Raw genomic sequence first — 16,256 nt, 5'->3', positions numbered from 1 at the left:
CTATTTAAGCCTATATTAAATTAATTAAATCAGATTAAAACCCTATTAATTTTAGTTAAAATGGCAAATAACCGGTTACTTTACAGATGCCAATGGTAAAATTTCCACCATTCTGATCTTGGTCACAATAACTGTCTAATGCAACTAAATATAAAAATAAGCAGAGTAAAACGATGATTATCGCAATTACTATTTTTTTTATTTTCAATATCTAACCCTTTTCATATTTTTAATAACACATGGGATAAAAATAATTAATATGTTACTAGATATAAAAAATCAAGTCATTTACTGAAATAACCATAGTACCATTGCTTAAATCAATAAAGTCTTTTTATTAATTTATTGTCCATACTGTTTATCAGTAAACTACCCTTGTTGAAAATAATCATTATAGATAAAAAATGGTTTAAACACTCATTTATAGAGAGATATACTGATCTTTTTGAAGAGAAACATGAATTATCTATAAATTATTTAAACATCCAGCTATCGAACTTTGTCATCCCTAAAAAAAGTTGTGTATACTTCTTTAACCTATAACTAGTATGATATCACAATGCTACAAGATACCCACTTAGCACTTGTTTGCGAATTAAGTAAATGGATCGAAGAACACATAGGGAGAATAATCTACCTGGAAGAGCTTGCCGCCTACTCAGGTTATTCTCTTTGGCATATGCAAAAAATTTTTAAAGAGATCACAGGAATTTCACTTGGTAAATATATTCGGCAACGTCGACTAGCTAAAGCGGTTAATCTTCTGAGAAATAGTTCTAAAGCCATTTTTGATATTGCGTTAGATTTTGGCTTTGGCTCACAATCACATTTCACCTATATGTTTCGTAAAGAATTTGGTATTACACCTTACGATTTTCGGCAAAATCCCAATATCAAATTAGAAATCAAGGAGCCGCTACATTTCATTTACCAACATTCATCAAATATTTAACCGCAAGGAAATGATATGTTAATCAAACTAGTGATAACTAACTAACACTGTGATCAATAATCCATTAAAAATTAATGGTTATTATAGATGCTAAGATAAGATGACATAAATCTACAGCGACTTTATTTTAATTTAGCATCTTTTATTAATATTCAATATGATCTTACTGTTAAGTGAAAATAATTACTATACTCTTAAAATCATATGATATAAATAATATACATTTTACCCAACAAAAATGAATATTTCTTTGAATAACTAAAATTAGTAATTAACTAAAATAAAATCAAAATAAGTCAGCACAAAATATTTTCTTACTAAAGACAATACTATTATATTTAAACTAATTAATAATATATAAAAGAAATTTAACAATGTAATATTTAATTATTGCTTCTCAATTAAAGAAAATAAAAAAATTATAACAAATTATAATTAAATATAAATTTTATTCATTTTAATTATCACAATTTAAATAATTTTATCTATTCAGTCTAAACAGAAAACTATATTTTATCCAATGTGTTGATATATCTAGTTTTAGAAGTGAGCACACTTAACCATTCAATAAACTTCAGGAGACAATATGCCTAATAATTTTATCCAGAATAATGGGGAAACATTAGATAATATTCAGCCTGCTCATGGTAGGATTATAACACCCGCTTCACGCGGACACTTTGCTTCGATAAATGGCTGGTGGGGATTAGGCTGGGAAACTAATGAGTTAGAAGGAGGAAAAAATTTTCCACAAACTAAAAGTGGACCTTGTATACGTGAGCCATCAGACGTCGCGAGTAGTACACCACCAAAAGATGGATTAATCGTCAGTGGTGGAAGAACAGGAGAAAGAGCTTACTTAAATTCCACAGATAATGAATTAATTGCAGAAGGAAAGATAGCTTGGCCTAAGCATCTAGTTCCTAAAAACGGTTTACAGCACTTTACATGGGAATATACACAACAACATAAAACACGTGGTTATGTAGCCTACATTACTAAGAATGGCTGGGACACTACCACACGATTAACTCGTAACCATTTTGAAATGACACCTTTTTTCGAAGATATTTCCCCTGATGTCCCATTCTGGTCATATGACTTACCAGTAAAATACGAACATGATATTCAATTACCCGTAGATAGAAAAAAAGGCCATCATGTTGTTGTACTACTATGGATTATTGCTGATACTGGTATGGCGTTTTATCAAACCTTTGATTTTGATTTCGATAAAAAAATCTAACTAACATTATAAAAAATAACTAAAATACAAAGCTAAATTATCTAACTTTTGATAGATAATAGTTTATAAAAAATACGCTCTTTTATTTTATTAAATTACAGTAAAATATTATTCCATTATAATTTTGTTACAAATATATGTACTAATAACAAATAAATAAAAATTTAGATGAATATAGTAATAAAAACCTTCTTATACGAAGGTTTTTATTATATTAGCTAACTATTAGCCCCTCGTTCATTCCATTGTTTTAAATTGTTCTTTTCCCAAATACCATCCTCTACCTGCTTTTTTATATCAGGATAAGCATCTATATCAAAGGTAGGTAATTTGCCCGCTTTACGTTGTTGGTTGTAATCTTTGGTAAGTTTAAACGCGATACCAGAAAGCATTAATATTGCAATTAGATTTGTTAACGCCATCAAGCCCATCGAAACATCAGCTAATTTCCAAACTAAGGGCATTTCTGCTATTGAGCCAAAAATAACCATTCCTAAAGTAGCAAGTCTAAGAATATATAATCCGGCCGTATGGTTATTTTCTAAAAAAACCATATTACTTTCTGCATAAGCATAATTTGCAATAATTGAAGTAAAAGCAAAGAAAAAAATAGCTATGGCAATGAAAATTGCGCCCCAATCACCAACAGCTGAAGAAAGAGCTCGCTGGGTTAATTCAATTCCACTAATAGTGGCCTCAGCATTATCTAATGCCCCCGAAGAAATAATGATAATTGCCGTTGCGCTACAAATCACTAAAGTATCCATAAAAACACCTAGCATCTGTACATATCCTTGCGATGCCGGATGTGGCGGGTATGGTGAAGCTGCTGCCGCAGCATTTGGCGCTGACCCCATGCCTGCCTCATTGGAAAATAGTCCACGCTGTATTCCTTGCGTCATAGCCTGAGCAACACCATAACCTACTACGCCGCCAACAGCCTCTTGCAAACCAAAAGCATGTTTGATAATCAACAGAAAAACATCTGGCAAACTTTCAATATTATTGCTCATCACCCAAAATGCCAATATCAAATAAGCGATTGCCATTATAGGAACAACGAGTTCTGCCACCCGAGCAATTGAACGTAGTCCACCAAAAATAATAATGCCACAAATTATTGCAAGCGCAATTCCTACGTAAAGAGGATTAAAGCCAAAGGCGACGGCTGTTGCTTGAGCAATTGAATTAGCTTGAACAGAATTGAATACTAAACCAAAAGCGATGATAAGAAAGATAGAAAAAAGGACTCCCATCCAACGCATTTTAAGGCCTTTTTCCATATAGTAAGCGGGGCCACCACGATAATTTCCTTGATCATCTTTTGTTTTGTATAATTGTGCCAATGTACTTTCGGCAAAAGAGGTAGCCATACCAATTAGAGCAACAAGCCACATCCAAAAAATGGCACCAGGCCCTCCTGCAGTTAATGCAATGGCAACACCCGTAAGATTTCCAGTTCCAACTCTAGCTGCTAGACTTGTGCACAAAGCTTGAAAAGAAGATATACCTGAACTATCTGATTTATTACTATTTTTCAGTATAGTAAACATATGCCCAAAATGGCGGAATTGAATAAGACCAGTGCCTAACGTAAAATAGATACCTACTCCAAGTAATAAATAGATTAATACACCACTCCAGAGAATATTATTAAAATTGTCTATCAGTTCCGTCAAAACATTTCCCCTTATCTGTACTAATAAAAACTGTCCAAAAAATCAAATACACTAATAAATAATACTAAACCTTTATTAAAAATGACCCTTTTATTTGTATAAATTTCACTCTTTTATTGAAAAGTAATAACATTACTAAGCAGTAAAACTGCCTTAAAATGTAACATAAACATCCTCTTTAGGTAACCTTTTTATTTTAAAAGTGAGAATTATGATTAGCTACAAACCGACAATATAACCAAAGGTAAACAAAGATATTTGTCAATTTGCAGAGTTTAAATGTATATAATCAATTATATCATTATCAGGTAAATCATAGCGATATTAGACATCAATAAGCAAATTGTCTTCATATTTTTATAGATAGTAGTAGATATATTTAATATTAATTCTATAACTGTAGTAATTATTCATATTAAATTTCACCAAATAAAAATAACATACAATAATCAACTAATTAATTATAATTACTAATGTAATTTAATATATCAGCCAAACTAAATATAATATTTAACTATAACCTAAATCTCATTTTTCGCAACTTATTCATTAAGTTTATTTTGATACTTTTATTTGCTGGTATTATTTTTATATTTAGCGGTAATGAAATCAACAATTACTTATTTTATATTTTAAAATTTATTATAATAACTTTATTTAATTACACTATTAATACGTTTTTTTAATATAAAAGCAGTTGCCTGTTTATTATTTCATTAATCAATTATTTAATATATTATTTATCTAACATTAATTTATTACTAGTAATAAATTCCCTAAAATATCAAAAAAACATGCCATTCTTTTGATAAATTTTTTATAAAATATTTTTAACTACAATAATTAAAATGTTTTGCAAGAATTTAATTTAGTAACACCACCGCAACTTGATCTTACTTTAATAATAGTTACAAGCCGCATTTCATTACTAAAACAGCCAGTTAATCAAACTAAAAGTGTGCCCATGCTCCTTAAGGCTGCCAATTTTTGGCTAAAACGAAAAACATTAAATGAAAGTTCAACAAAATGAAATAACCTACCTTTTATGTAAAATACCACTTTTTATCTTGTCGCTATCTGACTAAAATTATTGAGCCAAATAATGGCATTTAACTTTCATGTTAGCGAGGTATTTCTATCGAAATGCATTAACCAAAAATAAGGAGAATATTATGTTTTTGTTAATTCTCGGCCTGATTTGCGCATCTGGTATTTTCGCCGCAATGATGAGCCCAAAATGGGATGATTAAATGAATACTGAAGAGTATCCACCGAGTAAAACGCCCCTTTATTAGATTATAATCTGAAAAGGGGCGTTATTTTTATATCTAAAAATCAAATTTAAAATATTTTATAAAATCCTCAATCCGTAAAAACCTAATTTTATCTAAATTAAATTCTACTTATTTCAATATTCATAACGAAAAATCAACAGCAAATCGAAAGCAAATTTTGCTAATAATATTATTTTTTATGAGGCGTAAATCGAGGTTTTAATGGCATTCTTTCAGCTATCCTGGCCTTATTAATCATGATATCTACCTCAGTAACTTGATAATTGTTCCATAACTGAGAATAGTTTTTTACTTCGGCTGGCCATTTATTAGTAACAGCAAATCCTCGATCAAGACACTCCTGATGTAGTGATGTATATCGCAAATATAAAAATAACAATTTATCTCTAAAAAATAGAACATGTCCTTTGCCCAAGGTATAAGCAGTTAACGTCGACAACGCAACATGCCCTTCTTTTTTAACAATATAGTTTGGTATCCGAGTTAATTCTCTATGTTCTGCCAAAAAGTGTTGATCGCATAATTCATTAGGCGGGATTACATTTATTCTCGTCATAATTAGCTAATAACCAAATTTTTATGTTAAAAGTCTTATTATATCTCTATTTGCTATATTAAAATAATTTTATCCATTACTGAATTTATATTAAAAACAACTTTATCCTATATTGTTATTGCTAATCCATTTTATGGATTAACTAAAACCACTATGGTCAATTATCTTACACTAGTTACAATAAAATTAGCGTAATTTTTTATAAACCAACAACATTATCATATTTTAATCATTGCATACTTATAATCCGGTTTAAATTAGCTATATGTTAAGTATTTTGACAATGATATAGAGTAAAAAACAATACAAAACTCTAATAAAAAACCTTAGAAATAACTTGGTAAGTATTTTACAAAAAACATTGAAATATCTGCTTGTTGAATTAAGATTGCCGCTTTATATATGCTAACACTAACGATGAAAATTTTATTTAACACCTTGTCTATTATATCTGTTTTAACAGCTTACTTTGTTAATATTTGCCATGCCTTTACTTCACCAACTGCTATCTATGCTTGTGAGAAAATCGTCGTGTCAGTCGAAGATGAGAGACGTCATTGTTTAACCCATGATGTTAATGGCAAAGCTTACAACATTATATTAAAGGATTAACTTAACTACTAAAGAACTATCAATTTGCTCTTTTTTTGCTGCCATCCATTGGCAGCTATACTTTATTAATTATAATTAGTCATGGCAGAAAAAATAAGCATCTCCATTTCAATGATGTGAAGCGGATTAAATTTATAAAACCGATCAAACGTTAAATTAATGTTAAAAATAAACTATACTTGATAATGATTATTATTTTCGAGGGTATAAACCATGCAGTCATTATCAAAAATATCTACTATTATCACAATACTGATCGGACTTAATTCTACGATTACCATGGCTAAAGATAAGTCACAAAATAATCCAGAACCACACACCAATGAGGATATTGTAAACTCAGTTCTGCAAAGCGGTTCAAATATCGCCAACAAAACAGTAAGAACAACTTATAATACAGTTGAAAAAGCAAATACTGCTGCCAATTAGTTGAGTCAATCCGTCGTCAATAATAGCACCCAGCTTATCGACAATATTGCTAACTCTGGTTTAAATGCCAATCAACAAACGACCAATAGCGCTTTGAGTTTAGCCAACGACACTATACAAAAAGGGTTAGAAATGGCAGCCGATCTCACCAATAGAACACTTGACATGGTAGAGGCTACTTCCAATAATAGTTTTAAATCTGTCGACGATATTTTTCATCAAGTAACATCATACTCTACAAAAATTTCAAAAGGAAAACCTGGAAATGCCCCTAATCCTGAAAATTTAGATTTGGCCATCAAAGCGATTGACATGGGGATGAATACTGCCGATAAAGCGATAGATAAGACGCTAGCACTAGTGGGTAAAACTGCTAATGATAGCTTCGATATAACTCACCTTATTCTCGACACAAGCTTTAACGCAGCGGAAACAGCGCTTAATGAGACTTTTGATTCAAACAAGGCTATTTCTCAAATAACAATAGAGGCAGTTAAAGATACCGCTAACAATGGCTTAAATATGGCTGCTAACACCGCGCATGCCAGTTCAGAGCTTGTTAATTCAACGACTAATCAAGGTCTTAATCTGGCAAATTCTACTACTAACCGCTCTCTTACGATTGCAGATCCAACCAATGATAATAAAGCTCTTAATAACAATAGGGTAGGTACAGCCAACGCCGCTGATAATAGTAATATTGATAATATCACAGAAGATGAAATTGCCACTACATACCAAGGATAGTCGTTGTTAGTAACCACTATTTATCACTTCATGAAAAATGCATATCCTATCTCTCTTTTATTTAGCTGATGAAAGAGAGAGATATTAATAATATAACTATTTTAAATTACAATTCAATTAGTTAGTTAACTAATTTTATGATAAATAACCGCTTTTTATTAACCATAAAAAGTATTAGCCAACATATCTTACAAAGTTATCTTTTCTGTCCATTAATTACATTATTTCAACCACTGCCATGATTAAACAGCCAGGCTGACATTTGAATAACACCTTAAAATGTTAAATAATTGTTATAATCGGCTATACTTAATAACAATTAATATATTAGGAGATAAGCTATGAAATTATTATATAAAGTATCCATTGTTATTATCTTATCTATCTGTCATTTTGTGCCAGCAATAGCTGACAAAATACAGCCCCCTTTCCCGACTAGAATTACAGATATTCCAAAGCACAACAAAAGACATTACCATAGGTGTGAAGATATAAAAGCGATGACGCAAGAAATTTGGCTCAAGCTAGAATCATGCTACAGGAAAATCTCAACTATACTAAAGTTGTAGCTACCGAAAATTTAAATTTCGCTGATTCTACTATCGATAAAGCTTTTAATTTTGCATATACTGCTATTCATAACAATACAGTAAAAAATGATTTAGAGTCGCTAAAATCCAGCCTGGAACTTTCTAATACTATAACCAATAAAGCCTTAGAAACGGTAATGACTAACATTGATAAAAGTTCAACTATTGCACAAACTGGCATCACAGAGTCTTTTAAGGCAACCAATGTAGCAACCAGAAAAAGTCTTGATACTTATGTCTCAACAACTTTCCATAATGGCGTAAATTACATGGATCAAACTGGTAGACGTAACACTAGCATTAAACCCAACAGCCATAACTCAGGCAGTTCTGTTCATAATAGTAATAGCAATATAGAAAATCATGAAGAAGAACTCGCTAATTTAAATAGAGATTATCCTTAATATAAAGTGATGATCGTGCCAGTTTGGTAGCAAAAAGTAATAATTCAAAAAACCAGCCGATATGGCTGGTTAGCAAAATAAGGTAAAAACCTAATAATTAAATATAAAATCATACGGTTATCGCGAATGATTAACATAGCGTAAATTTTACCGAGTATTGTATGGAAGAATAATAATTTACTGGCGAATACAGTATAGTAAACTGTATTTTTTAAATAAAATCTTAACATTAAGTTTCAAATAAAAATATTAACATCCTCTGTGTATTAAAAACTCAAATTAAAAAAAAACACTACTTTATCACCTCATTTTAATATTCTAAAACCATTAATATCCATAAAAAATGTTTTTTCAAACAGATAGATTAATGTGACAAAATACCGACTAAGACTAAAAAGTAATAAAAGGATATAATGACTTCTTCTTATTGCTGTTAACTAAACTACCAATAAGCATTGGTTTAACCAATATTTTTTAAACTCGCAAAATTAAGATAATATTTGCTGCAGTAAGCATTTCACTACCAGTTACTTTGGGTTGTCATACTTAAAGATAAAAACCATCAAAATTGCATGATAGTTTTTATAAAGTAAATATTAATAAATTATTAAGGAAAATATTTTGCTACTAATGCATAAAGAATAGCCACAGTTTCAACGTCTACTTTACCATCATAATTTGATTGGCGAAAATGTAACTGAAAAGCTCTGATCAATTTTGTATAGTCATTATTATTGGCAACTCGAGATACATCATAGCCATAGCGCTTTAATTTGGTGACAATCTCCATTTTTTCTGGCATTTTATTTTTAAATTGCGCCATATACTGCTGCTTTATTTCATCTTCATACCAGGCTCCAATCCCGGCGTCATAAAGTTTTTTCCATGGAAAAACAGCGCCCGGATCACTTTTACGTCCAGGGGCAATATCTGAATGTGCAACAATATTGGTTGGTGACATATCCGGATAACGTTGAATAATATTTAATGCTAATTCTTTTACTGCATCGATTTGTTTGTCATTAAACGGCGGAAAAATCATTTTTCCATTAGCATAACCCGCTTCATTAACGATTTCGATCCCTATCGCGGTATCATTTAAATTTGAGCGTCCAGCCCATAAGCTGACACCCGCATGCCATGCACGTTCATTTTCATCCACCAAATTAAAAATTCTAACATCTTTAAAACCAGCAGCCTGATATGTTTTGTCAGTTGGATCAGGCACTAAATAATGCGCACTAACACTATTACCGGTTAATGCCGTAATTGAAGCTTGAAAGTTTAAAGCAGTATAATGCATAACAAGAAAACGAGTCCTACGGTTAAAACTTTTGACTGAACGATATGAATTATAATCGATTAAGTACATGTTTTTTTCCTCTTGGCCGCTTAATTATTATCGATAATAAATGAAACGATTATTTAACTCCTTATTTAAAATGTAACAATTAATTTCAAGGCAATATTAATCACCAACAATAAAATTATTATTTAAAAAAGAATAACAAATTTATTTTTGTTTATAAATTTCCTGCACTCTAGCCCGCAATCCCAAAAATTGGGCTTCTAATGTTTCCAATTGACGTCTGAGACGAAGATAATTTCGTCCAGCGTCTGGCGCCAATTCAGTGGGTCTGATAGCATCCAAGCCGGTGGTGGGGGTGGCAATTCCATGGTTTTCGGGACATACGGCTTTGACGAGCAAGCGCTTATGGTTATCACGCAAATCACTACTAAGCTGACGTATTGCCATTTTCGCATTATTAAGTTCCTGAGTTCGTTTAATATCAATTTGTTGCAACGATTTTATTTCGTATAAATAATTGTCTTTAAGTTCTGTTTGTTGTTGTAATTCATCTTTGAGTTGTTGGTATTGGTACTTTAGGTGATTGTAATCGTTATAAATGACGGCAAATATTGCGGATATTAATGTTACAATAATTATTATGATAGAATTTAATTTCATAATAAAAAACGCTTCTTCAAACGTTTCCTCATATATTAATTCTCCTATTCCTTAACAATAAAAGCGGTTTCTATTATTGAACTTATCAATTAATAAACCGTTTACCATTAATGAAAATACGAATTTAGATTATGTTTAAAAGCAATCTAACTGTCGCTAATTTGTAATAAAAAATCAAAATAAAAAAGATAACAATTGATTATTTTTCTTTTTACAAAATTAAATTTAATTAAAATTAATAATATTTAATTTATTTTTTATAACATTGAATATGTTTAATATAATGGCCGTTGCTTAATACAGATAAAACTTCCCGCTTGTTTGCAATATTAAATACTGTTATTACATAAAATTATTTTGCCATATCACATAGTCACTACTGGCAGGTTTGGCAATAATTTCACTATTTTGCAAACGGTTATAAACAAATACTAATGAAGAGTTGGCACTAAAATCACTAAAATCAATTCCACCACCATGTTGAGTCAACAAGGTAATATCCCAATGTTTTTCACTATCGCCAGACAGTTGCAGATAAATTGACTCTAACACACAAGCACGTAACGAAAATCGATTCGCCGCTACTTTTAATAGTGCAGTATTTGCCATACCATTGAATTGACAACGCTCAAAACTTAATGGCGCACTACTAGCAAAACTATGCTCATTAAGACCATCAAACACGCTATCTATGATATTTACGGCACTCTTAACGCTAGATTGCACAATTGGTAGCGTTTCATTTTGCCAGCTAAAATGACAACCATTAATTAGGTTACGACGGACGGATCGCACCGAAGCCTGTGTTATGCGCAATTCACGATCAACTTTGCAGCCACGCATTTGTAAGCCATCTGCATTTACCCATAACATACCAGAACTAGGAATAGCCGCATCTGCGATAACAATAACATCTTCTAGTGTCAAATCACTGATCTTATATCGATCCACAAACCAGGGACAAACATGTTGCCGGACATTAATCCGCTTAGCACAACCACCCCACTGGGCACCAGAGTTGGCAAATGTCATCAGCCCAGAGTTACCTGTATATGTAAGATCATGTTCATACTGACCATGTGTAACAAATGGGCCTTTTTCTGCACTTTGCCCCGTGGCATGACAATTTTCCACCATACAATAAGCGGAAGCAGTAAAATCATTTAAATGTCTAGCATTTGCAACATAGCAATCACTAACATGCCCATATAGACAGTAGATTTGTTGGGTTAAATAACCCGCTCCACCATAAGCCGTGTTGACAGGATTTTGCAACGAACATTGTTTTGTTATGTAATGGGTATTCCATCGACGCATTATTACTGGCCAAAAGCTACCAATAGCATGCACAGCAAAAACATTGCTATAAATTGCATATTCGAAAGCTATCGGATGACTACCGGTTTTTGCATCAATACCAGCACCGGTAAAATGAAAGTTACTAATGGTCACGTCTCGCACTGGTATGACTTTACGCCAACTGATAACACGCCCAGTATCAAGTTGCCAACCATTGGAATAATTGATTTGAATATGTTCATCATCAATAATCGCGATTACCTGTACCAATTTTTGCAATTCGCGCTCATCACTACCGGCTAAATGATTAACTTGCAGTGCGTACCAATCCTCAATCTTAAATTGTGTGGCATCAGCAACTGGAAAAATATCAGTCTGCTCATTCAATGTTTCAGTCAAGGTAAATTGTCTTTCTGCAGTGCTAATTTCTCCCTGAAAGAAGAATACTGCGGCAAAAGGATCATCTGCACCAACAATAGGAGCGATGCCTTGCGTCGAAATATGGTAATGATTAAAATTCAAACTAATACTTGAACGATTAAAATGATGACGGCGTTGAAATAATAGATTACTACCTGCTTCAATACGCATAATAGACAAATCATTGACCATAGCGTCGAGTGCATCATCAGCGGGTTTGCTATCATCCAGAATACCAAAGTGGTAAAAATGAGCCTGTCCTTTATGTTTTAATAACCAACGACCATCAGCACTAACGTTAGAAGCAATAACAGTACCACCATTGTCATCTCTTGCGCTAGCACTATCCCAAATATAATAACCGCCGCCACCATCGCCAGATTGGAAATAACCACAAACATATACCGTGCCGGTATATTCACTATTTTTTAATATTGCTATTGAATCAAAATGTTGCATATTAACCTCACTCCATAAGATTAAAATTATCCACATATAAAATTAAATAGTTACAAATCCGTTACCTTGCATAATATTTTTGCCATAGTACTAACTGAGATAACTGGTATCTATTTCAGTTATCAATAATCAAAATTGCAGCGAAAGATAATCAGTAGAAGTTGCTAATAAAAGTAGAGCACAATTTATAATATGTGACGATGAAAAAATTTTGCTTTAGATGAAATTAATCTTAAAAAAGAAGAAAAATTCATCCATCGATAAATCATTTTTTTGTATAGATATATACCAATTTGAAAATTAATTAATTTATAAGAATATTATTTAAATTTCTCAATAATAAAGTCCCTCATATCCAACCACAATCAAAACAAATGACACAAACAATCAGAAATTACCATGTATTTATAACTAGCATAAATTAGTTGCCTGCTAACAAAAGCCTATCAATAATTAGAATCAAAAACTTTGCAAAAACAATTAAAATAATGAAACAGTAATCACTAAAGGAGCAGGATAGTCAACAAAAGATAAGCTGAGATTAAACGAAATCAAATAATCTCAGCGATAGATCCCGAAAAATGACTGAAACATACCACAACAATTATGAAGAAAATGGCAAACTATGGCCATTTAAGGGTTCAGTTTTGGAGAAGCGTTTTGCTAAAGTTTTGTAGAGAAAAAATAGCGCATAAATTAAACGGGAACCGTTAAGCTCCCGTTATCAATCAAGTAAAACAGACAATTACATATGGCTGATGATCGCATCGCCAAACTCACTGCATTTCAATAGCTTAGAACCAGGCATTAAGCGCTCAAAATCATAAGTCACGGTTTTGGCGGCAATCGCCCCTTGCATGCCTTTAATGATTAAGTCGGCCGCTTCTGTCCAGCCCATGTGGCGTAACAGTAGATAGGTAAAAACTCAATAAAATATTGATTTATATTATTATTTTATAATTTCTTATAGCCTAAGATGGCTAAAATAGATGACATATAACTAATTGAATATATACATTTATTTTATTTAGTTTTGATAACCACAAAATACCCATTGACGAAAGAAGAAATCATGAGCTATAGTTTGTGTGCATCTGCAAAATCAGATGTCGGGATTGACCTCTCGCTGTGATTATCGCGACATGCACACGCCGCGAGCGTGTTTTTTAATGTCGTAATCTAGCCACAATTCAATGGTGGGCTGGATAGGGCAGCTGAAAAGCTGGCCGTCTGATAATCGCGGTAAGGTCAACCCTGTTCAGTTCACCACCCAAGATTGACCTCAACGGTGGTGGTAAATTCAGATTATCAACGGAGGTCATATGACACTTCCAACATTAGCTATTACTCCATTTTATTTTGAAAACCATCAAGTACGTACAATTATTATCAATGGTGAACTTTGGTTCGTTGCTCAAGATGTCTGTACAACTCTACAAATTCAAAATGTCACTCAAGCGATTGAAAAATTAGATGATGATGAGAGGTCTATGTTCAACATAGGGCTTCGCCATAGAGAAATGTTTGATAATCGCGTACAAGAAATTAATATTATTTCCGAATCAGGCATGTACACTTTAGTACTCCGTTGCCGTGATGCAGTCAAACAAGGAACACTCCCTCATCGTTTCCGCAAATGGGTAACAAATGAAGTCCTTCCATCAATCCGCAAAACGGGTAAATATGAGCACCCAAAATACCAACCTGAAGCTCACGAAAAGTTCAGCAGCAAAGACACTCAAAATCTTGCTCGTATCATTGCCCTAATGACGCAGAACTTTCGTTTCAAACAAGCATGGAATAATGCTATCTGGTATGCATTGAGAGAAGTTACCGGCATTCCTTCACCCTATCCAATGGAAGTACTACTAGTCCCTTCTATCGCTACAGAGTGTGAGCGTATCTGGCACGTAACGGAAGAGCTTCAGGATAAAATAGCCGATGCAGAAAAAACAGCGATTAAACGCATTATTCGCAAACGTGAAAATGCCGACAAAGTTATTGCTGAGATAGAAACTTTGTTATCTCAGACTACACAGGATAACCAGCTAATGCTAAATGGTGCGCTATCAAACTGGCATAAAGCGGAATTGACCCACTTCCTCCAACGCTGCTAATAGGATGCCCCTGTGACGGGGCTATTAGTTTTGCGCATGCTGCCGATTCCAGATTGAATCAACGGGCATTTCTACACGGATATCTAGCCATGTTGAAGGTGGAATATCAACTTGTTCACCGTCAGCGTAATAAACTGGTTTTTCGTTAATAATTTCTTTAACTCGCCAATTCTGAAAATCTTCTGGCAAATGACTGTGCTGACGGTGGAATGTTTGTATTTCAATATTACCGTCAGGTAGGATTTTATCTTTAATATAAATAAGCTCCAAACCATTATTATTTTTAGGTACTGATGCGCCGGAGTTTGTACCCCATCCACCATCCGAGTTATAGCCCATAACACCTGAGATGAAATAGACTCCTAATCCAGTTCGCTGGACATTGACTCCTGCTGATTCTTCGTTAGTTTCAAAGCTTCCGGATGGATGGATTTTGACTATTGGCGATGCTCTTTTTAAAAACCCATTTGCATCAAATGTTGTATTTGCTTTAGTTAAAATATTTACCCATGCAGACCATACGTTTTTTTTCTTAATGCGCAACTTCAAGTCATTAGTTAAATTTTCCTTTCCTATTTGAAAACAATAATTATCACCATTGGACTGTATGAAATTTGTTCCGCCTGCGCCACTCGGTACACCAGTAGCATTTCCATTAGCACTATAAAATCCTGCTTCAAGTGTTACATTTATATCTTTAAGGGAGGCTGGATTAACAATACCGATGCCAAAATCTCCGACATGCATCAATGTACCGTTCTTATCTTGAAAAACATGATCAGTAACATTGTTTGCATTCTTTGCTTTTATTTTTCCTGTGTTTAATTGCACATCGCCGGTTATCTGACCGCCAGTTTTATCATACTTTTTATCTAAGTTTTCGCTAATTTCAGTAACACTACTCGCATCAGCTTTTCCTTCTACTGCTGTTTTTATCTCTTCAACACTACTCGCATCAGCTTTTCCTTCTACTGCTGTTTTTATCTCTTCAACACTACTCGCATCAGCTTTTCCTTCTACTGCTGTTTTTATCTCTTCAACACTACTCGCATCAGCTTTTCCTTCTACTAACTCTTGTAGTGCTTTAATCGACTCTAACTTGACTGTTTTACCGCTCGGTAACGTTATTTCAACGACACCGTTGTCCCCCATCCAGGTATCCATGTTTTGCAGAAAGTAAAGGATGTAAGTGTTAGCTGCAACTAGTGCTCTTGCCGCATCAGAATTATTATTGGGTTCAGTGAGATTAATGGTGTATGTTGTGTCGGTAGCTGAGAATGTTGGCTTGTCTGCTAACGTTAATTCAGTATCACTGTTAACTGCCAATATCATGTAAGGATAGTTAATATCGCCGTTTTTAATCAGCATTAACATGCCAGGTGACACTAGTGGATTATTGCTATTCCATTTCGTGCCTGTGCCTTTGACGATAGAAGAGCCTGACACGGTTGTAATTGTGCCTGTGTTATATATCATTGAGGG

General features: G+C 33.1%; 14 protein-coding genes and 1 pseudogene. 7 read left to right on the top strand and 8 right to left on the bottom strand.

Going from position 1 to position 16,256, the window contains the following annotated elements; genetic code table 11:
- Positions 1-55: 55 nt before the first annotated feature.
- Positions 56-208, bottom strand: coding sequence for a PhoP/PhoQ regulatory lipoprotein MgrB (gene mgrB / locus LDL57_RS06580; protein WP_180558868.1), 153 nt, complete (start codon positions 206-208; stop codon positions 56-58).
- A 351-nt stretch (positions 209-559) separates the two neighbouring features.
- Here mgrB and LDL57_RS06575 point away from each other — a divergent pair, with 351 nt between their 5' ends.
- Positions 560-952, top strand: a complete 393-nt coding sequence (locus tag LDL57_RS06575; protein ID WP_180558867.1) for a helix-turn-helix domain-containing protein — start codon at positions 560-562, stop codon at positions 950-952.
- A gap of 586 nt (positions 953-1,538) precedes the next feature.
- The gene (locus tag LDL57_RS06570) at positions 1,539-2,198 is read left to right on the top strand and encodes a lytic polysaccharide monooxygenase auxiliary activity family 9 protein (protein ID WP_180558866.1); all 660 of its coding nucleotides are present in this window, start codon (positions 1,539-1,541) and stop codon (positions 2,196-2,198) included.
- Between the two features lie 218 nt (positions 2,199-2,416).
- Here LDL57_RS06570 and LDL57_RS06565 read toward each other — a convergent pair whose 3' ends face one another.
- Entirely contained in the window at positions 2,417-3,877 is a 1,461-nt protein-coding gene (locus LDL57_RS06565) for an alanine/glycine:cation symporter family protein (RefSeq protein ID WP_225507331.1), read from the bottom strand.
- A gap of 1,118 nt (positions 3,878-4,995) precedes the next feature.
- On the opposite strand from LDL57_RS06565, the gene mgtS reads away from it, so the two are divergent.
- Positions 4,996-5,127 (top strand): protein MgtS, encoded by a 132-nt coding sequence (gene mgtS / locus LDL57_RS18150; RefSeq protein ID WP_180558864.1) that lies wholly within the window; start codon positions 4,996-4,998, stop codon positions 5,125-5,127.
- Positions 5,128-5,341: 214 nt separating this feature from the next.
- Here the strand turns inward: mgtS and LDL57_RS06555 are convergent, their stop codons facing one another.
- Entirely contained in the window at positions 5,342-5,728 is a 387-nt protein-coding gene (locus tag LDL57_RS06555; RefSeq protein WP_180558863.1) for a pyrimidine dimer DNA glycosylase/endonuclease V, read from the bottom strand.
- A gap of 825 nt (positions 5,729-6,553) precedes the next feature.
- Between LDL57_RS06555 and LDL57_RS06550 the strand changes: the two genes are divergently transcribed.
- The 3 genes from LDL57_RS06550 (at position 6,554) to LDL57_RS06540 (ending at position 8,510) form a co-directional block, all read left to right on the top strand.
- Positions 6,554-6,769, top strand: a complete 216-nt coding sequence (locus LDL57_RS06550; protein ID WP_180558861.1) for a hypothetical protein — start codon at positions 6,554-6,556, stop codon at positions 6,767-6,769.
- Positions 6,770-7,516, top strand: a complete 747-nt coding sequence (locus LDL57_RS06545; RefSeq protein ID WP_180558860.1) for a hypothetical protein — start codon at positions 6,770-6,772, stop codon at positions 7,514-7,516.
- 514 nt (positions 7,517-8,030) lie between these two features.
- On the top strand, positions 8,031-8,510 hold the full coding sequence (locus tag LDL57_RS06540; RefSeq protein ID WP_180558859.1) for a hypothetical protein: 480 nt from the start codon (positions 8,031-8,033) through the stop codon (positions 8,508-8,510).
- 607 nt (positions 8,511-9,117) lie between these two features.
- On the opposite strand, the gene LDL57_RS06535 is transcribed toward LDL57_RS06540, so the two are convergent.
- From LDL57_RS06535 to LDL57_RS06520, 4 genes and pseudogenes are all read right to left on the bottom strand, one after another.
- Complete coding sequence (locus LDL57_RS06535; RefSeq protein WP_180558858.1) at positions 9,118-9,882, bottom strand: N-acetylmuramoyl-L-alanine amidase; 765 nt, start codon at positions 9,880-9,882, stop codon at positions 9,118-9,120.
- Between the two features lie 141 nt (positions 9,883-10,023).
- Entirely contained in the window at positions 10,024-10,479 is a 456-nt protein-coding gene (locus LDL57_RS06530; protein WP_180558857.1) for a lysis system i-spanin subunit Rz, read from the bottom strand.
- A gap of 342 nt (positions 10,480-10,821) precedes the next feature.
- Positions 10,822-12,657: a putative phage tail protein gene (locus tag LDL57_RS06525; RefSeq protein WP_225507329.1), complete on the bottom strand. Its 1,836-nt coding sequence runs from the start codon at positions 12,655-12,657 to the stop codon at positions 10,822-10,824.
- Between the two features lie 745 nt (positions 12,658-13,402).
- Positions 13,403-13,570 (bottom strand): annotated as a pseudogene (locus LDL57_RS06520) (isocitrate/isopropylmalate family dehydrogenase); the annotation flags it as partial.
- A 409-nt stretch (positions 13,571-13,979) separates the two neighbouring features.
- Here LDL57_RS06520 and LDL57_RS06515 point away from each other — a divergent pair.
- Positions 13,980-14,774: a BRO-N domain-containing protein gene (locus LDL57_RS06515; RefSeq protein ID WP_225507327.1), complete on the top strand. Its 795-nt coding sequence runs from the start codon at positions 13,980-13,982 to the stop codon at positions 14,772-14,774.
- A 24-nt stretch (positions 14,775-14,798) separates the two neighbouring features.
- On the opposite strand, the gene LDL57_RS06510 is transcribed toward LDL57_RS06515, so the two are convergent.
- Entirely contained in the window at positions 14,799-16,250 is a 1,452-nt protein-coding gene (locus LDL57_RS06510; protein ID WP_225507325.1) for a phage tail fiber protein, read from the bottom strand.
- Positions 16,251-16,256: the final 6 nt, after the last annotated feature.

This window comes from Arsenophonus apicola (genome assembly GCF_020268605.1).
GTDB lineage: Bacteria > Pseudomonadota > Gammaproteobacteria > Enterobacterales > Enterobacteriaceae > Arsenophonus > Arsenophonus apicola.
Note: the sequence above shows the minus strand (reverse complement) of the source record. Positions and strands in the feature narration are given on the sequence as shown.